At 38.4% G+C, this 18,892-nt stretch carries 22 protein-coding genes; 6 read left to right on the top strand and 16 right to left on the bottom strand.

The window, feature by feature from the left end; genetic code table 11:
* Positions 1-99 precede the first annotated feature (99 nt).
* Entirely contained in the window at positions 100-1,611 is a 1,512-nt protein-coding gene (locus J7E77_RS13450) for an MDR family MFS transporter (protein WP_214714986.1), read from the top strand.
* 48 nt (positions 1,612-1,659) lie between these two features.
* On the opposite strand, the gene J7E77_RS13445 is transcribed toward J7E77_RS13450, so the two are convergent.
* On the bottom strand, positions 1,660-2,499 hold the full coding sequence (locus J7E77_RS13445) for a pirin family protein (protein WP_214714985.1): 840 nt from the start codon (positions 2,497-2,499) through the stop codon (positions 1,660-1,662).
* Between the two features lie 305 nt (positions 2,500-2,804).
* On the opposite strand from J7E77_RS13445, the gene J7E77_RS13440 reads away from it, so the two are divergent.
* Positions 2,805-3,317, top strand: coding sequence for a nuclease-related domain-containing protein (locus J7E77_RS13440; RefSeq protein WP_214714984.1), 513 nt, complete (start codon positions 2,805-2,807; stop codon positions 3,315-3,317).
* 724 nt (positions 3,318-4,041) lie between these two features.
* On the opposite strand, the gene J7E77_RS13435 is transcribed toward J7E77_RS13440, so the two are convergent.
* From J7E77_RS13435 to J7E77_RS13400, 8 genes are all read right to left on the bottom strand, one after another.
* On the bottom strand, positions 4,042-4,440 hold the full coding sequence (locus tag J7E77_RS13435) for a cytosolic protein (protein WP_214714983.1): 399 nt from the start codon (positions 4,438-4,440) through the stop codon (positions 4,042-4,044).
* Positions 4,441-4,549: 109 nt separating this feature from the next.
* The gene (locus tag J7E77_RS13430; protein WP_179195941.1) at positions 4,550-4,711 is read right to left on the bottom strand and encodes a hypothetical protein; all 162 of its coding nucleotides are present in this window, start codon (positions 4,709-4,711) and stop codon (positions 4,550-4,552) included.
* A gap of 112 nt (positions 4,712-4,823) precedes the next feature.
* Positions 4,824-4,973 (bottom strand): hypothetical protein, encoded by a 150-nt coding sequence (locus tag J7E77_RS13425; protein WP_214714982.1) that lies wholly within the window; start codon positions 4,971-4,973, stop codon positions 4,824-4,826.
* A 19-nt stretch (positions 4,974-4,992) separates the two neighbouring features.
* Positions 4,993-6,213: a helix-turn-helix domain-containing protein gene (locus J7E77_RS13420; protein WP_214714981.1), complete on the bottom strand. Its 1,221-nt coding sequence runs from the start codon at positions 6,211-6,213 to the stop codon at positions 4,993-4,995.
* 142 nt (positions 6,214-6,355) lie between these two features.
* Complete coding sequence (locus J7E77_RS13415) at positions 6,356-7,618, bottom strand: S8 family peptidase (protein WP_214714979.1); 1,263 nt, start codon at positions 7,616-7,618, stop codon at positions 6,356-6,358.
* 159 nt (positions 7,619-7,777) lie between these two features.
* Positions 7,778-8,716, bottom strand: a complete 939-nt coding sequence (locus tag J7E77_RS13410) for a magnesium transporter CorA family protein (RefSeq protein WP_088089439.1) — start codon at positions 8,714-8,716, stop codon at positions 7,778-7,780.
* Between the two features lie 226 nt (positions 8,717-8,942).
* The gene (locus J7E77_RS13405; RefSeq protein WP_214714977.1) at positions 8,943-9,839 is read right to left on the bottom strand and encodes a cation diffusion facilitator family transporter; all 897 of its coding nucleotides are present in this window, start codon (positions 9,837-9,839) and stop codon (positions 8,943-8,945) included.
* Positions 9,840-9,946: 107 nt separating this feature from the next.
* Positions 9,947-10,087 (bottom strand): hypothetical protein, encoded by a 141-nt coding sequence (locus tag J7E77_RS13400; protein ID WP_214714976.1) that lies wholly within the window; start codon positions 10,085-10,087, stop codon positions 9,947-9,949.
* Between the two features lie 98 nt (positions 10,088-10,185).
* Here J7E77_RS13400 and J7E77_RS13395 point away from each other — a divergent pair, with 98 nt between their 5' ends.
* Positions 10,186-10,404, top strand: coding sequence for a YozQ family protein (locus tag J7E77_RS13395; RefSeq protein WP_098930799.1), 219 nt, complete (start codon positions 10,186-10,188; stop codon positions 10,402-10,404).
* Positions 10,405-10,454: 50 nt separating this feature from the next.
* Here the strand turns inward: J7E77_RS13395 and J7E77_RS13390 are convergent, their stop codons facing one another.
* Complete coding sequence (locus J7E77_RS13390; RefSeq protein WP_214714975.1) at positions 10,455-11,213, bottom strand: yteA family sporulation protein; 759 nt, start codon at positions 11,211-11,213, stop codon at positions 10,455-10,457.
* A gap of 230 nt (positions 11,214-11,443) precedes the next feature.
* Between J7E77_RS13390 and J7E77_RS13385 the strand changes: the two genes are divergently transcribed.
* Positions 11,444-11,605: a hypothetical protein gene (locus J7E77_RS13385; RefSeq protein ID WP_179195943.1), complete on the top strand. Its 162-nt coding sequence runs from the start codon at positions 11,444-11,446 to the stop codon at positions 11,603-11,605.
* A 16-nt stretch (positions 11,606-11,621) separates the two neighbouring features.
* Entirely contained in the window at positions 11,622-12,977 is a 1,356-nt protein-coding gene (locus J7E77_RS13380) for an amino acid permease (RefSeq protein ID WP_214714974.1), read from the top strand.
* 35 nt (positions 12,978-13,012) lie between these two features.
* Here the strand turns inward: J7E77_RS13380 and J7E77_RS13375 are convergent, their stop codons facing one another.
* From J7E77_RS13375 to J7E77_RS13355, 5 genes are all read right to left on the bottom strand, one after another.
* The gene (locus J7E77_RS13375) at positions 13,013-13,639 is read right to left on the bottom strand and encodes a LysE family transporter (protein WP_214714973.1); all 627 of its coding nucleotides are present in this window, start codon (positions 13,637-13,639) and stop codon (positions 13,013-13,015) included.
* Positions 13,640-13,749: 110 nt separating this feature from the next.
* Complete coding sequence (locus tag J7E77_RS13370; RefSeq protein ID WP_251026748.1) at positions 13,750-14,187, bottom strand: GtrA family protein; 438 nt, start codon at positions 14,185-14,187, stop codon at positions 13,750-13,752.
* Positions 14,153-15,193, bottom strand: a complete 1,041-nt coding sequence (locus J7E77_RS13365; RefSeq protein ID WP_214714970.1) for a glycosyltransferase family 2 protein — start codon at positions 15,191-15,193, stop codon at positions 14,153-14,155. The genes J7E77_RS13370 and J7E77_RS13365 overlap by 35 nt, the downstream gene beginning before the upstream one ends.
* Before the next feature lie 20 nt (positions 15,194-15,213).
* A complete protein-coding gene (locus J7E77_RS13360) occupies positions 15,214-16,890 on the bottom strand; it encodes a DUF6044 family protein (protein WP_374102970.1) in 1,677 nt (558 codons plus the stop codon).
* A gap of 135 nt (positions 16,891-17,025) precedes the next feature.
* Entirely contained in the window at positions 17,026-17,187 is a 162-nt protein-coding gene (locus J7E77_RS13355) for an aspartyl-phosphate phosphatase Spo0E family protein (RefSeq protein WP_214714968.1), read from the bottom strand.
* Between the two features lie 240 nt (positions 17,188-17,427).
* Here J7E77_RS13355 and J7E77_RS13350 point away from each other — a divergent pair, with 240 nt between their 5' ends.
* A complete protein-coding gene (locus J7E77_RS13350; RefSeq protein WP_214714967.1) occupies positions 17,428-18,414 on the top strand; it encodes a potassium channel family protein in 987 nt (328 codons plus the stop codon).
* A gap of 1 nt (position 18,415) precedes the next feature.
* Here the strand turns inward: J7E77_RS13350 and J7E77_RS13345 are convergent, their stop codons facing one another.
* On the bottom strand, positions 18,416-18,829 hold the full coding sequence (locus J7E77_RS13345) for a YugN-like family protein (protein WP_088089450.1): 414 nt from the start codon (positions 18,827-18,829) through the stop codon (positions 18,416-18,418).
* Positions 18,830-18,892: the final 63 nt, after the last annotated feature.

The following is an 18,892-nucleotide window of genomic DNA, read 5'->3' as shown; positions in this document are numbered from 1 at the left end:
CTTGATTATCATTAGCTTTGGTAATCTTACTAAATATTTTAAAATACTTACAAGGAGCGGTTTCATTACTTATCATTTTCTAGAGTAAGGGGAAATTTTATGATTAAAAAAGATACGAATCTAAAACCAGTCGTTGCTGGTTTACTGTTAGCAATTTTAATGGCAGCTATGGACAATACGATCGTAGCTACGGCGATGGCTACCATTGTAGCAGACCTCGGCGGCTTTGATAAATTTATTTGGGTCACCTCTGCCTATATGGTAGCGGTAATGGCAGGAATGCCTATTTTCGGTAAGCTTTCCGATATGTACGGACGGAAACGCTTTTTTATTTTTGGACTCATCGTCTTTCTGATTGGCTCGGCATTATGCGGTATTGCCCAGAGCATCGTTCAATTAAGTATTTTCCGTGCCATTCAGGGGATCGGCGGCGGAGCCCTGATGCCGATTGCTTTTACGATTGTTTTTGATATTTTCCCACCTGAAAACCGCGGAAAAATGACCGGTTTGTTGGGGGCAATTTTTGGCGCATCCAGCGTCTTAGGGCCGTTACTTGGAGCCTACATAACTGATTATATTAGTTGGCACTGGGTTTTCTATGTGAATGTGCCAATTGGAATTGTATCGATTTACTTAATCGTTCGTTATTATCATGAATCATTACAGCATTCCAAGCAAAGGGTTGATTGGCTTGGGGCGATAACACTGGTCATTTCGGTGGTGAGCTTAATGTTTGCCCTTGAGCTAGGCGGGAAAGAATATGCTTGGGATTCTACTCCAATCATCGCATTGTTTGCAAGCTTCTTCGTCTTTTTTGTGGCCTTTTTCATTGCTGAAATAAAGGCTGCTGAACCGATTCTACCACTCTGGCTCTTCAAAAGGCGCTTGTTTGCCACCTCGCAAATCTTGTCCTTTTTATACGGCGGTACGTTTATTATTTTAACCGTGTTTATACCAATCTTCGTTCAGGCGGTATATGGTGGGTCGGCTAAGAATGCTGGATTGATTTTAACACCAATGATGCTCGGGTCTGTTGCAGGGAGTTCAGTGGGCGGGATTTTCTTGACGAAAACCTCCTACCGCAATTTGATGATTGTTTCGATTATTTCATACGTTCTTGGCATGTACTTCCTCGGTACCTTAACTGTCGATACAGCACGTTCCTTGCTGACGATTTATATGATTTTGGTTGGCTTCGGGGTTGGTTTTTCCTTTTCTTTATTACCAACTGCTTCCATGCACAATTTGGAGCCGCAATACCGCGGAACAGCCAACTCAACAAACTCATTTTTACGGTCATTTGGAATGACACTTGGGGTAACAATCTTTGGAAGCCTGCAAAACAATTTGTTTACGGATAAATTGAAAGATGCGTTTAAAGGCATGCAGGGTGCAGGAGATTTTAAAATGGGCGATCCACGCCAAATTTTCCAAGCGAGTGAACGCTCAAAAATTCCAGATTTAATTTTAGATAAAATTGTTCATGCGATGTCGGATTCAATCACACATACCTTTTTACTAACATTGATTCCTATTGCGATTGCGGCGTTTACAATCTTTTTTATGGGCAATGCCCGGGTAGAAGTCAGTAAAAAACAGATAAAAGGATAATAGATAAGCACTTGGGCGTTTTTATCCCAAGTGCTTATTTTTGTTATCTTATTCTGCAAACTTCCCGTCCATATAATCGCGATAGGCTTGGCGGATTTCTTCTTCGGTGTTCATGACAAAAGGTCCCCTCGCAACGATTGGCTCATTAAGTGGTTTTCCTGCATATAACAACACGCGTAGAGATTCCCTGGCGGTAATAGTAACTTCACTGATTTGTCCCGGCTCGCCTTTTCCTAGCAGAAGCACATTGCCTTTTTCGGCCTCTGTCTTACTTTTTCCAAACTGACCTTTCCCTTCTAAAACGTACATGAAGCCATTGTAGTCTCCCGGAAGATCCTGGGTAACGGTTGCTCCTGGTTGTAAGTTGATTTCAACCATTGTCACCGGAACATAATTTTTCGTTGTCGATTGAATGCCGCCTGATGAACCGGAAAAAATTCTGATTAATACCCCATCCTCTTCGCGCACTGGCATGTCTTTGGCACGGAGATTTTGATAACGCGGTTCTGCCATTTTGTGCTCACGCGGCAGGTTCACCCATAGCTGCAAGGAATGAACGGTCTCTCCTTCAGCCGGGTCTTCGATATGGATCACGCCTTTTCCGGCTGTCATCCACTGGACATCACCAGGCTCAAGCTCCCCCCGTCCCGCTTTATTATCCTGATGCTCAAGTTTTCCCTCAATCACATAAGTCACTGTTTCAATCCCACGATGCGGGTGGAAATCAAAGGTACCTTTTTTAAAAAAATCTTCTGCTAGAAATAGAAATGGATCTGACTCTTTCATTTGATTTGGATCCAAAACCATTCCCGCTATATGTATCGGACTATTCTGGTGATGCTGTACCGTCCAAACACGGTCAATACCCCTTTGGAAAATTTCACTCATGTTTGTATCCTCCCTTTGTAAATCATGATAATGGTATCGTTATCGAGATGTTTTATCAAATTTAAGGATTGTTATGTGCAAAAAAGGGATTCGCTCATTGAAACTATAAATTCGCCCATTAAACGCCGAAATTCGCTCATTAAATCTGTAGATTCGCCCATTAAATACGTGGATTCGCTCATTGAATTCCGAAAAGCGCTCATTGAAATATATTCGGAAAAATATTTTACAAAAATCGATAAAATTCGGCAGGAATTTCTATACTACTACTAGAATTCATTCATAAATTGAGAGGAGTGTTTATTTTGCTAATAAAAGAACGGACAAAACCATTAATTATGCTTATATTAGAAGCTTTACTGCGGCGACTCCCCAACAGTCACCAAAAGTACCAACAAATTTTAGAAGAGCTTGGAAGGAGGCAGGCCGGCTACCTTGGTGAGAAATCGCTCGAGTACTATTATCGTGACCTTCCACAGCAGAAATATATGATCCTCCACGATTTAAACCTACCTGATGGTGACTACAACTGCCAAATTGATACCCTACTTCTAACACCTGAATTTGCCCTAGCAATCGATGTAAAAAACATGGCCGGAAAGTTAATATTTGATACTGAAAATGAACAGTTTATTCAAATCAACAATGGTATTGAAAAAGGATACGGTTATCCGATTGCTCAGGGAGAAAGACATCAAAAATACTTACAGAAACTTCTTGCTGCAAATCATATCCCTCCAGTTTCAGTTGAATATTTAGTTGTGATTAGTAATAGCTATAACATATGCTGTTCCAGGAAAAAATGCCTACAAAGTTAAACCTCGAGTATGTAAGGCCGACGTCTTCTTAAACAAAATTACCCTTTTAGAGAAACAATATCCGAAACCGCTATTGACCGCTAAAGACCTCCGTAAGCTTTGCCGCCTCTTAATGAAAATGAATACCCTTCCGACAAGCTATGTATTGAATAAATACGGTATTCAGAAATGTGACCTGTTAACGGGTGTCCACTGTCCTACCCACTCTAATCATTCCCTTGTCAGTAAGAACCAAAAATGGTACTGTCCTGCCTGCGATACTTTTCCAAAAGATGCACATATTAACGCACTGAACGATTATTTTCTGCTGTTTGGTCAGACGATAACAAATAAGCAGTTTCGGGAATTTGCTCATATAAAATCACGGGATGTAGCAAAAAGAATACTGCTATCTTGTAATCTGCAATGCCTTGGAAAGTACAGATCCTGGTCCTATGCTCCAAAGAGCTTCCCATGGTGAGTTTTAATTTCAAATTTATTAACAGGATAAAAATGATTCGCTCATAAAGCTGCGAAATTCGCCCATTAAACTCCTAAATTCGCTCATTAATTCTGTAGATTCGCCCATTGAACGCAGAAATTCGCCCATAAATCAAAAATGCACCACTTGAATTACCCCATTTAAGAAAAATATCGATCAAAACCAATAGAGGACACCTAAATTAGGTGTCCTCTATCATAATATTAAGGAAAGCTAGCATCTTTTTCAAAAAATGCCCCCTCGTTATACCTCGAGATCCTTTCCTTCTTCGACTACATGGAACAGAAGATGGGCTAGATGATGAATCGGGCCATATTCTTCCTCGTCCTCATCGTCTGGTTCCTCATTAAACTCCATGTCATTTAAGAATAGCGCCATAAATTCGTAAAAGTCCTTCAATTGGAAGGAATAGCAGCCAACTGGGTCTTCATTGTCTTCCTCATAATGCAATACCATATAAGAGAGGTCTCCGTCCTCATCTTCTGCATCAAAAAACACAAATAGACCAATGTTTGTGTCGAGCTCAAATAAATGCCTTGTTCCACCTTCCGAGGCTTTCGTAAAATCTTCTTGACTAAGCTTTTGAATCTGCATGCTATCTACATTATCTTCTTGATGGAATCCGACAACAAATGATTTCATGTTTTCCTCCTTCATTCTTTCCGTAATAAAAAACACATGTCAATAGCATGCCCTAATTCAAGCACGTTTCATTCCTAATCAGCTAAAAATAGATAAAAAGGTGACATCATTAATCACACTGTTTCTCTTCCCCTTCAAAATGTTCATTTAAGAGTGTATTTTCACTTGGAGCGAAATTAACTGACTGTAAACTCATTTTCGGTTCCAGTCCGTAAAGTTCGTCGACTGATTTCCCCTCATTTTTCTCACTTGGAGATTTTTCTTTTTTCATTTTTATCACCTCTTTCATAATAATATTTTCCTAGTATTGTCTGCCTTAATTTTAATTAACATTCCAATCCTCAAAAAAAACCCCTGATCAGTTCAGGGATTTTTAATAACGATCAGCCAATTGGCGGTTGAATGGGATGATATGCAGGTCCACCAGTTGAATAGGCCATGTCACTGCTTGACGTTGACACTTTCACATCCTTAGTTGAAGTAAAAAGTGCAATCAGTGAGATTGAAAACATTATGACAACAAACTTTTTCATATAAATTGCCTCCTTTGATTTAAGTTATTTTATTTAAATAAGTAACGGCATCAATAACCAGACCCTTTTGATTGTAATAATCTGCAAGCATTTTATAAAAACAGGTTAGGTCATCACTATGTTCATTTTCCTCTTCAAAGTAGGGAATTACCTTAGATTCCAAATATTTAAACGCTTTTGCTGGCGAGGTCATGTGGAGGAGATAAAATTCCGCCAAGAGTCTATATTTTTTAACCCCCAGCTCTTTTGACAATAAGTTAACTTCTTGGAAGCAATCTTTTGCTTTTTCGATGGAGTTAAGTGAATGGTACAGCTCCCCAATCGCATGTAATGTGACTAGATAGTGCTGATTTTTGTTTGGCTGCAAGGCCAAACTTTTTTGATAATAGTACAGAGCTTCCTTTGCATTCTTCATTTTAAATTGCAAATGGCCCATATTATGATAGATCTGGGGAAGTAATTTATCTTTCTTTAATAATTCTGCGTTGCGGATTAAGTGCTGAAAATACTCCTGTGCTTCCTCATATATATTGGAGTGGGTATAATTAATCCCGAGCAGCATAAGTGTATGGAGAATTCGGATGAAGTTATGCTGATTCATGAATATTTGCAGGGCCATCTTACCAAAATGGATAGCATGTCCTGATTGCTCAAGTGAGCTTTTTACAAGTGATCGATGATAGAGAAATTCCCCACTTGATACTTCATTATTATTTTCTGTATGTAAAACATCGAGGATATCATCCGCATTTTGATATTGACCCTTCCACATTAAGAATATCGCATGATAGTATCGAAATAAATAATCTTCATGTTGGGAAAAATTTTTCTTTTGCTTATATAAAAGAGCTCTTTGATGCTCTGCATCTTCAACAAGTCCCTTAAATATAAGATATCTAAATTTATATAGCTCGTAAATATACATATATTTGGAGAATGGGATGAGGTGTTCTATTTTCACTAGTTTCTGATAATTTTCTTCTATTTCATCCCTTAGATAAAAATTAATCTTACCGTCTAGACTCCTAAGTAAGATTTTGATTTTTTCTTCTTTTTCCTCCATCTCTTCTAGGCTTATATTTAGCCGCTTGAGTAACAGGGAAATTGTTTCTTCGTTTGCTTCTTTAGAATTGTTTTCAATTTTACTTAAATGCGGGACTGAGCAAATCCCTTTGGAAAGCTCTGCTTGGGTAATTCCTCTTTGCGTTCGATAGAATTTTATTAAGGCTCCAAATTCCATATTGCCACCAGATGCACCTTTCTTTTATACCTATTTTACAACAAATGGCTCCCTACTGATAGTTATTTCTAATTATTTGGAAATTTTAGAGTTAAATCTCAAAGGGTCATCAGGCTCCCTAACCTGATAACCCTTATATGATTTATTTTATCCTTGGAAAACCGAATCCTGATGTGTAATCATCACCCGCCGCTGATCCAGTACCTCCTTTAATATCATAAACTTTCGCACGGTTTTGAAGTTCTATTCGTAGTTGGACATTCGACATGGATGGACTGGCTGCCCAAATCTTGGCTGCAAGCCCTGATACATGTGGTGTCGCCATCGACGTTCCACTAATGGTGTTATAGCTGCCATCATTCCAAGTCGACTCAATTGCTCTTCCTGGTGCAGATACCTCTACATCACGTTCTTGAATCACATAGTCTCCATCCGAATTTGGGTTCCCTCGCGATGAAAAGTCTGCGACACGATAGGTGCCATTTTCCTGGACATTTTCTAATGCCGCAACCGCTACAACATTCACCAATGCCCCAGGATATCCAATACTATTGCTGGTAGGACCATCATTTCCGGCAGCTGCAACAACTAGTACACCCTTTCCATAGGCATAATCCACTGCACTGGATATAAGTGAATCCTTAGTACTAGACCCAAGCGACATAGAAATGATCACGTGCGCTCCTGTGCTTTTGGCTTCGTCAGCTACCCTGCGAATCGCTGCTGCAATATCATCAGAATAACCGCTGCCACGGTTGTTTAATACTTTATAGGACCAAAGCTTTGCATCTGGTGCGACTCCGTAAATTCCTTGACCATTACTCCCGCCGTTCGCAAGCACGGTTCCGGAGACGTGTGTTCCATGGCCATTGCCATCGGCGCAGCTTCCCTCAACCAATGAAGTCTTGTTTTGCGAAAAATCCTTACATTGTTCTATATTTCTAGTTAAATCAGCATGATTTACATTAACACCGGTATCAAGGACCGCTACCTTTATTCCGCTTCCACCTGATGTTTTAGCGACAGTTGCATCGTTATACATCGCTTGAATCCCCCATGGTGTTTGATCACTAGGAATTGATCCTGCAGTACCACCAGGCTTCGCTGCTAATTCTGTGTTAGATATAAATTGTAATTCTGGTAATCTTTCAATTGTTAAATTCTTATTGTTTAATAGTGCTTGATATTGCTTTGCATTAACAGTTGTTGAAAATCCTTGGCTTGCAAAATCCCAGCGGACACCGAAATTCGCTTTGACTCTTGCCTTTTCAGAGGCTGGGCCTTGAATTAGCACCCGATAAGATTCCTGTCCGTTTGTTCGCTCCCCGAATGCTGCGGTTGCAGACATTGAAATAACCATCATAAAACTAAGTAGTGCAGATCCTATAATTTTTCTTTTCTTCAACCAGAAACTCCTCCTTTTACTATTGATATTTAAGCCTATTCAAAAAATCAATAGTAAATATCAAATAATCAGCACTATATAATTGGGAAAACTTTTAATTTTCTATTACGATAAAATAGAGGAAAATGTAAAAAACCAGCCCTATGCAGGACTGGTTATCTAAAAATATTTCTTTTTCCAAAAAACGAAGGCTGTTAAACTTGTTAAAAAAGCAGAGATTACTAGTGGTATAGCATAGGAATGAGTAGCATGCTGGAATGGTATATCAACGTTCATCCCATAAAAGCTCGCTACCATCGTTGGGAAGGATAAAATAATTGTAATGGAAGTTAAGAATTTCATTACAATGTTTAAGTTATTAGAAATAATCGATGCAAAGGCATTCATCATACCTGTTAAGATCGAGCGATAGGTTTCGGCCATTTCAATCGCCTGTGTTTTTTCAATAATAACATCTTCTAATAAGTCCTTGTCTTCTTCATACATTTTTAAATAGTTAAAGCGTAAAATTTTATCGAGGACAACCTTATTTGACTTTAACGAGGTCGTAAAATAAACCAAACTTTTCTCTAAAGCCAGAAAGGCGAATAGCTCTTTATTTTTCAACGATTGATGAACAACGCGTTCAATTTCATTTGTTTTCTTGTTAATTTGCTTTAAGTACCGAAGATAATAAGAAGAGATGACAAACAGAATTTGCAACGCAAAGCGTGTCTTTTTAAACGTAAAAAACTCTTTCACTCTGTTTTTCCGAAATTCTTCTAAAATCGGTGTATCTTTTAAGGAAACGGTAATGATACATTCGTCCGTAAGAATTATACCGATTGGAATGGTTTCATAACCAGCAAAACCATCTTCATCATGAACAATGTAGGGAAAATCGACAATGATATAGACCCGGCCATCATCACGTTCAATCCTCGGGCGTTCTTCATCATCCAGGGCATCTTTGATGATATCAACATCCACTTGAGCATCCATTGATACCTTATTAATTTCTTCTTGTGTTGGGGCATACATATTGACCCAGCAGCCTTTTGAGATTACATCTACTTGTTCTAAAACTTTTGTCTCCGTGCTTTTAAATATTTCCAGCATGACTTAACCTCCTCACTCAATTTGTTTGAGGAAGCCAACAACCTTTTCTAGAGTTGATATTCTTGATATTCAATTCAATCCATTCAAAGATAACATTGACTTCCCCTCGCCTACTTGGGTCCGGGTCTACGGAATAACTCAAAAATATCAACTCCCTCTAACCTTTTATATATCCTTTCCTATCATAAACCCAAATCATCGAAAGTACAAAGGAGTTTTTTTGGAATTATTCATCTTCCTCAAAATAGGGATTTAAATGAATTAAAACTTCTTGAATGTTATCAAATTTATCCATAAGATTTTGTTTAATTAATTTTGCGAGGTCATGCCCTTGCTTGATCGTTTTAAAGTGATCGATTGCTATACGTAAATCCACCAATACATAATGACCCAGTTCTCTTGCTCTAATCCGGTCAATTCGTTTTACCTCTTGGAACTCGTTTACAACCGCGATGTATTCTTGAAGTGTCTCTGTATTAATATTACGTTCAAGTAAAATATCAAATGCCTCTGTTAACATTTCCCTCGCTATTTTAAAAATTAAATAGGCGACAAAAATACTTGCTGCCTTATCCCCGTATAGTAAAAAATGGATATCGAATCGATTACCGGCTATTGAAAGGAGAACCCCGATTGCAGCAGCAATTGATGCGACAATATCTGCTTTATGGTCTAGGGCAATCGCTTCAATGGCTTTACTCTTATTCTGTTTCGCAACCTTTAATGAACTGCGGTATAAAATAACTTTGGTTACATACGAAAATAGAGCGACCCACATCGCCAGCATGCTTGGTGATTCCACTTCATGAAAGAAACCGCTAATGCCTTCGTAAACCACATAAATGGCGACGAGAAAAAGCAATATACCAATAATGCCTGAAACAATGACTTCGGCCTTCCCATGTCCATAAGGATGTTCATCATCGGCAGGCTTATTAGCAATTTTAATCACTAACAGCACAATGACTGAAGCAAAGACATCTGCTGCTGAATGGATCCCATCCGCAAAGACCGCGTCACTATGTCCATACCAACCAATGACTATTTTTCCTAATGTAAGAATAATGTTACTGATTACACTGATCCAGGCTACTTTTTTAGCCAGAGTTTCTCTCATCTCCATAAGTAAACCACCTTTAAAATTACCTCTAGAAATCATAGCAAACGTAACCTAGATGGGTCTAGAGAAAAAGTCTTGCCTGCTTCAAGATATGTTGGGCATATACAAAATCATAATCCTTCTTCACCTTGACTTTCCTCTTTTACCATTTCGATCTCTTCAACAACAGAAATTTTATTGATTTGGTCATGCAGAAAATGAAAAGCTTCGTCTAATTCTTCCCGAGATGGGAATTCATTTTTTTCATTCATAATGTAACCTCCATTTGAGATTTATTTTTTATGGGGAGTAATCCTGTTAAAAAAAGAAAAAAATACCCTTGTATCAAACATAAAAGGGAGGAATTAAGATGGACAATAAGAATCAGAAAGCTAATCCAAAAAAAGAATTGGCAGGTAGTTTCTATCATCCAAGTTATTATCAAGAATCGGATGACCTTTCTGCCGGGCTTGCCACTACACATGAGCAAGCTAGTGACACGTATACTGAAGGTGAAATTGGTGCCGTTATTGATGATGTAAATGGTAAGGATATCCCCATTCCACAAAAAGGCTACGATAAACAATAAAATTGGAGAAAACAGCTCTCACTTGAAAGCTGTTTTCTTTTTTTAATCCATCATTTTTCATCATGATCAACGTAAGGGTCGTGTTCAAATGCAGGTAAATCCCCAAAGCTTGTCATGATTCCTTCCTCATCAAGGGCATCTTCGTATTTTTCATGCTGAGGGTTTGGATAAACCTTGATTTCCTTTCCATACATGTCATTTCCAACAAAATTTTCATAGTCCTCAACATAGCCAATATTTTCGTCTGCTTCAGAATAGATATCACTATAACTATCCTGTGGGAAGGCTAAATCGGATGGAGTTTCGGATGTTCCCCATGCTGCAACCGTCTGCCAAGAATCTTCGGCATCATATGCTACATTCTCATCTTTTTCATCCATATCAAACTTACCAAATGGCGGCATCCAAACGCCTTCTTCAACTGGTCGTTTGTGAGAAGTAACCTGATCGGGGCTGTGCTCAATACAATAGGTTGTATTTGGCAAGGCCTCTAAACGTTCTAACGGTATTTCCTTTCCGCATACCTCACAGTTTCCATAGGTTCCATTTTCCATCGCTTCTAATGCATGATTTATATTTCTTAGTTCAAATTGATAATGTTCATTTAAAGCAATATCTTTCTCCCGTTCATATAATTCTGTTCCTTCATCAGCTGGATGGTTATCAATGCTGGATAACTCCCCCATTGACTCATGAAAATGACCTCTTTCTAATCCAAAATGATCATTTTGTTCTAAATGCCCTTCCACTTCACTCTTTTCCTGTAACAACTGTAACCGTAACTCAGCTAGCTGCTGTGTCGATAACATGTGATAAACCCCTTTCAATGAAAAGCGCAATTATTTATTACTCGATCTATTTCAGCATTTATTGTTTTTATTTTTTTCGTTCTCTTATATTTTCATTTTTTTCGTGGTTGATTATGTAATGAAAATTTAATTCCATCAAAAACCTAACTAATGCATCAATTTTTAACTGAATAAGAATTGAACAGACGAGTATCTTAATAAATATCATTTAGGAGAAAAGAGGAGATAATGTGGTTAATGAAAACTTTGATAAATTCAGACAAGAGCAAAAGGAACATCAAGCAGTATATTTAGGTGGTAACAAAACGCAAAAGCCAGGCCTTAATGATCCAGAATATAATAATCAAGATAATACCGACAAATCACCAGGAGCAACCGGACGGGATATTTAGTTAAAGGAGAATTTCAATGAGTAAATCTAAAGCCGGTGCGGGCGAAAAAAACGACATGAAATGGTGGCAGCTTTCCTTATTTGGAGTCGGTTGCACAATTGGGACAGGTTTTTTCCTTGGCTCTGGTTTAGCAATTAAGATGACTGGCCCATCTATTTTAGTTGCGTTTATGATCGCTGCCCTTGGTACCTATTTTGTCTATGATGCTCTGTCAAAGATGACTTCCCAAGAGCCTCTTAAGGGCGGTTTTAGGTCGTATGCCAAGAAAGCCTATGGAAGATGGGCAGGATTTAGCAGCGGCTGGGTTTACTGGTCCTCAGAGGTGCTAATCATGGGAAGCCAAATGACGGCCCTCTCCATTTTTTCTCGTTTCTGGCTTCCAAAAGTACCTTTATGGATTTTCGCCACAATATACGCTGTTTTAGGATTAGCCGTTATTTTAATTGGAGTAAAAGTTTTAAACAAGCTCGAAAATATTCTTGCCATCTTAAAAATCTCAGCGATACTAATGTTTATCGTTATTGCTTTGCTAGCCATTTTTGGGGTCATTAATGGGGATCACCCGATTCATTACCCGAATAGTAGAAGCGAAATCCTTCCACATGGCTTTAAAGGTTTGTGGTCGGCTGTAATATTTGCTTTCTATGCCTTCGGGGGAATAGAAATCTTAGGTTTAATGGCAACAAATTTAAAAGATCCAAAGGAGGCTCCAAAAGCAGGAAAAGTGATGTTGTTTACGCTGATGGTTATTTATGTTATTTCCATCGGCCTAGCGGTCATCATCGTTTCATGGAATCAATTTAATACAAAGGAAAGTACATTTGTGGTTGCCTTAGATGCTTACCATCTAACTTTTGTTCCGCATTTATTTAATGCAGCATTAATTATAGCAGGATTTTCGACAATGACAGCATCTCTTTATGGCGTTACAAGCGTTCTTGTTACCCTTGGAGAAGAAGGCGATGCACCTGAAAGTTTTTCAAAACAGGGAAAATTAAAGGTTCCACTCCCTGCACTGCTAGTTACAATGCTTGGAATTACTGCGTCGATTGTATCCGCACTGGTACTGCCAGATCAAATTTATGAGTGGGTGACAACAGGAGCAGCATTAATGCTACTTTATAATTGGCTCTTTATCCTTGCATCCTCAAGAAAAATCTTAGAGTTAAAGCTAAAGGAAAAAATAATGTATTCAATTGGTGCCCTCTTTATTTTAATTGCTGTCAGTGGAACACTTTTTCACAAAACAAGCAGACCCGGCTTTTTTATAAGCTTAGCCTTTCTTGTGATTATTGGAGCAATTACCTTAATCATGTCGTTCAAATGGAAAAAGACTAAGAAAAAAGTACTGAACCCTTGGCCAACGGCATAAAAAATCCAGCGAGTTTTTTCGCTGGATTTATTTTGTTATCCAAGTAAAATATTAAAGGCTTGCATGCCAAAATAAATCCCAAAGCCAATCAATGAAAGACCAGATAGGCAGGAAATGACTACAAGTAAATGGGCTGTTAAAAATTGTCTGAAGCTGCTAGCGACACTTGCCATCGCAATATCCCAGATTAAAAGTCCAATAAAAATTGCACTGCTATAAATCACTAATTGACCAGTATTATAGGTTGTAGCTGTTTTGGCAAGTACAGACCCATAAATACCTAACCAAAAAAGAATGGTTAACGGATTGGATATCGACATTAGGAACCCAGAAAAAAAGGATTTGATCAGCGGTTCCTTCCCTCTGGAATGCTCTAAATTAATCTTCCCTGCATTCATAAAGGTTTCTATGCCTGTATACATCAGTACAAAACAACCAAAAAACCAGAGAAAGGTTTGCATAAATGCAGTCTCAAGAAATTGGACAACTCCTATGTAAACAACAAACATATATATGCCATCTGCGACAACTGCACCTACTCCAATAAGCCACGAGTTCATAAAACCGTTTCTTATGCCTCTGTCTATTTGCGCGGCATTAATCGGTCCAATAGGAGCCGCTAGTGACAATCCTAAAAGTATGTAGCTCAAAAATACATTCATCCATATCTCTCCCCTAATAAATGAGTAGAAGCTTGTCTATCCATTTTTATTCAGAGAAATAGGTTTGTACGACAAAAAAATAAAATGAGCTTACTACTACTTCAGGAAAACTAACACGCTGTTTTTAGATTTTTGAAGACAAAATACTTTTGTCCAAGATAATTGGCTATTGTATACAAAGTACTCCCTAATAGAACGGAAGCATTTTCCTTAATAGACGTGCTAAGAAGAACAAATTGACTTGCCAGCCCGACCAATTTCTCACTACAGAAATAGGCGGAAAAATAACAAATAAAAAGAAGCGCGAAAAACCTGGGCAGACCTCTATGGAAGGAAACATTACTTTTAAACGTAAACGTCCGATTTAATAAAAAGCTTACACATGCCCCGATCGCATTTCCTGCAAACGTGGATGTCCAGTAGGATAAGCCCACAACGTTAAGAAGAAAGAACATAAAAGTCAAACCAATAATTGTATTTACAATGCCTACAAGGAGAAATCGAACAAGTGAGTTAGTTGTTGGTTTCAGATATTTGTCTAAGGTCAAGATTATAAAACTCATCCTCTACTGTTTGATTAAGCAAATGGTGTCTTGGTTTTGGCAGATTAAAGGAATCGATATCAACAATATACTTTGGACGCTGTTTTGATTCTTTATAAATTTTCCCAACATACTCGCCAATCAATCCGATTGCAATTAACTGCAGGCCGCCAATAAGCCAAATCGAAGTAATCAGTGACGTCCAGCCCGTCTCGGTATTCCCAAAAAACTTTAGCGTTAAAAAATAGATTCCAAAGAATAGACTCAAGAAAAAAGAAACCAATCCGATGATTAACACAAAGCGAATCGGCGAAACAGAGAAGGAGGTAATTCCGTCAAAAGCAAAGGCGAGCATCTTTTTTAACGGATATTTCGTTTCACCCGCTTGCCTCTCAAGCCTGTCATAATAAACTACATCCGAGCGAAAGCCGAGGAGAGGAACAATCCCTCGTAAAAATAAATTGACTTCGCTAAATCGTTCTAACTCTTGCACTGCTCTTTTACTCATTAATCGGAAATCGGCATGATTATAAACGAGGTCAACTCCCATCTTTTCCATGACCTTATAAAAGCCTTGGGCAGTACTTCGTTTGAAGAGAGTATCCGTGTTACGCCCCTTCCTTACACCGTAAACAATTTCACACCCTTCATGAAACTTCAGGACAAACTCACGGATTACATTGATATCATCCTGTAAATCTGCATCAATGGATACAACGCAATCAGAAAGATCCTTTGCTGTAAATAAACCAGCAAGTAATGCATTTTGGTGACCTACATTTCTGGATAATTTTAAGCCTCGTACAAATTCATTTCTTAATCCCTCTTTATAAATCAATTCCCATGTTCGATCCTGACTTCCATCATCGACGAACAATATTTTGCTTTGTTTAGAAACAAGCCTATCGTTAATCAGCTCTTTCACCAATTGCTGAAGCTCAGCAATGGTCAAAGGTAAAACCTCCTCCTCGTTATAGCAAGGCACAACAATTGTAAGAACTGGTTCCATCATCTGTTTAAAACCCCCGCTGTCTACAAAGTCTTGTATAAATAAATTTTCCATGCTGATGTTTTCGATTCGAATACTTTCATTAGCAATAATTGATTTTCTTTCGCGTTATCGATAGGCAGCGCCGAAAAAATAAAGCGGCCTCCCATTTTTTTAAAGACACCCGTATTCAGTTCTAAATGTTTCAAATGACGTTTAGAATCTTTTTTGATCATATAATGTTTTCCAAGCTGTGCGGTAAAAATATAACAACGGCCGCCCCATTTATCAAAATATCTGCGAACCTTTTTATTTTTAGCCAATTCCCTTTCAATTATTTTCCTAAACTGATGTTTATAGGTTAATGGATAAAAATTATTATAGGTATCCAGTGTGTAAAACCCGTTATATTGTGAGATAGCTGGGTGTATTCCTATACTGGCAACACGATATTCTTCCTTTGGAAGTGCGATATATTCCTCTATTTCATGGAACATTTCCTCAGCAAAAAATGCTTTGACAGTAGGCTTTTCCCGATAAATGATTTCATCATTAAATAGTCCCAAAAAGAGAAGTTGCAAGACGGCATACCACTTAGCTGTTCTAGCCCAGCTCTCTCCTTGAAGCGAAAGGACTTTTAATGCAAGGGCAAAGCCTGCATAAATCACCATCGGCCGTAAAAAATGATAACGGGCGAAATTAAAGGTAGCCAAAAAATGGAATCGCTTGACTATAGGTGCCCATCCCTCATAAAACCAAAAAGCATACCAGATCGATAGCACAATATTTAGTGAGAATAAAAAGACAAATAGACTTTCCTGCTTCCAAAGCTTTTTTCTGAAGACAATCCATATGGCGGTAATGGTTGCAGGTAAAATAAATAGCGTATGAACCGTCATCACATGGGTGTGTCCGAGCAGATAATTTTTTATGGTAAGCCTGATCGCTCTCCAAAAAGGCAAGGTGGCATGAAGATACTCGTCCCGACTATTCGGTTCATCAATTAATAGAAATGAAAAAATGAGCCGATATTCAACGAACATAAAAATGACGGTCATATAAATAATCGCTGCCAAAAAACGAAGGTTCCATCCCTTCCCTCTTAAACCATCAGTTAACCATAAGAACCCGATCGCAGTTATAAAAAAGAAAAATCCTAAAACAATGCTTGCATAAAAAGGTATGAGGGTGAGAACCAAAAAATCCGACCAAGCTCCCTCACCTTTGCGAATGTTAAGAAGTGCCCAAAGCGCAAGCGGCATCCCCAACGTACTCAACATCCCAGACGGCCAAAAAGGCGTTAAGGCAAAGGCAAGAGCCGTTCCAATTTGTAAAAACAGCCACTTCTCCCCAGGTAAAAAGTGTTTTTTTAAGAGCCAATACATGCCAAAAAAAGCTACGATTCTTGTCAGGGCTTGGCTTAAACCATAGGCGATCATTGTTGGGAAAAGTGCGTAAAGCCAGACAATGATACTGTATTCAGTCCCAAAGGCATTTCTCGATAATTGTCCATTGATGATTTGGGGTATCGTCGCATTAACAGGACCGAACATTTCTCCACTTCTCGCTAAAACCTTATACCAAGCCAGGTTCGAATCAAGATTATCATGAACACGTATATGCGCATTTTCCTGGAGAATAAATAGTGGAGAAAGATAGACCGCTATAACAAGCAGAGCAATGATGATAAATCTTTGCTCTTTTTTGGTTTCAATAAGCACTCTTCTTCACCTCATAGGTCAAAACTTAAAAAGGACAATTCCGTTTTAACGTTTGCCTATTGGGAAAATAATATTCCCATTTGACAAAAATAAACCTTCCGGGTTTGCCGGAAGGTTTTATGTTTTGGACATGAATTATTGTTTTCGAAAATTATAATAGACATTTAATAGAGAATCGAGTTTCTGGCTGCATTGTACTACATTTGGATTAGAATAACCGTAAAGATGCGCTAATTCAACCATTTCTAACCTTGTTTTTTCAATTTTTGATAGTAGCGTATTTAAACCAATCCCCATGAAACCAACCCTCTTTCTATGTTGTAACTATATTAATGTAATAACCATAATTTATAAGTTTTAAGCATTAAATACAAGTAGGTTAGAGAAAAATATTCGTATCTTTTGTGAACATTGACCTATTTTTAAAATTATCAAGTAGTCCTATTAGATCGATTCTTTTTCGTCAATAATAGGAATAACTGTTTCAGCAACAAATCTAAGTGATGGAGCTAGATCACGAGAAAAGAGGTGACATTCGTGCCGAACAGAGTATATATCAGTTTCTTGCGTTTACCGCTCCTCGTTCGAATTCTATTAATTGCGTTGCTAGTGTTTCTCTCATTTGGAATATCCATTCATTTATTAGAACCTGATACGTTTCCCACCATTTTTGATGGCATTTGGTGGGCCATTATTACTGCATCAACAGTCGGATATGGCGATTATGTACCACATTCCTTCTTAGGCAGACTAACAGCGTTAATTTTAATACTGTTAGGTGTTGGTTTTGTTTCCTCCTATTTTGGAACATTGGCAGCCGCTGCCGTTACAAAACAAGATGCCTTATCTGAAGGAAGAATTCCTTTTAAAGGCGAGGGCCATATCATCATTATCGGTTGGAATGAACGATCAAAAGAGTTAATAAGTAAACTTACCAACACGAAATACTCTCAGATGATTGTTTTAATAGATGAAACACTTGAAGCAAACCCAGTAAAATCAAGGTTTGTCCACTTTATCCAAGGGAAAGGCCATGTCGATGAAACGATCATTAAAAGTGATATCAATCGAGCCGAGAAGGTGCTGATTACTGCTGACAGAGGAAACGAGGAGCTCCAAGCAGATATGAATAGTATTCTAACCTTACTCACGATAAAGGGAATTTGTGCGCAAGTAAAATGCATCGTTGAAATACTAACGGCTGAGCAAGTAATCAATGCCTTAAGGGCTGGTGCCGACGAGGTCATTCAATCGAATAAACTGACATGTGTTTTTATGGTTAACAGCCTACACTCAAATGGGAATGGACTCTTATCAAACATTGTTCATGAGTTACAGGAAAGCAGATTGTCCTCCTATCGAGCCGAGGAACAGGAGATTGGAAAGCCCTTCAGCGATGTTTGCCATATCCTTTTAAAAAAGGGCTTCCTTCTGATTGGGATTCAAAGAGGGGATGAAACCTTGCTGAATCCATCCCACTCCTTGCCTATCGAAGAAAATGATCAACTGTTAATTTTTAAATAGCCTAATCAGCTAGGAGCAGCATTTCCAATTCCTGTACCAATGCTTTCCCTTCATCGATATATGCTTGTGGAAAGCTAGCATCCTTATCGACAGGCTCCTGAAACTGATTGATGGTTCCAGAAAAGGTGCCTGTTCCTGCTTCGTCATCTAGTTCTGCCTCAAATAGGTGCGACAAAAGAAACGGTCGTCCTAGCTTAACGGTACAATTATTAGCATCAAGCTGCCCGTCGACTGCTTGAAAGGGCAAGCGCAAGAACTGATAGCCTTCTTCTTCACCACCATTAATTTTGTAATCAAATGCACCATGATCATAATCCCAGTTCCCGCCAATCGTATAGCCGATTGGTTTTAGTTTTTTTTCAAGCTTATACAAATCAAACTGCTTACCTTCCACCTTTGATGGTACCTCAATCATAAAAATTTACCCCCTAATTATCGATACAATTAGTTTCTCCAAATCAGGTAAATTTCAATAAAA

It is taken from the genome of Bacillus sp. ISL-77, assembly GCF_018613105.1.
This window is presented reverse-complemented; position numbering and strand designations above follow the sequence as displayed.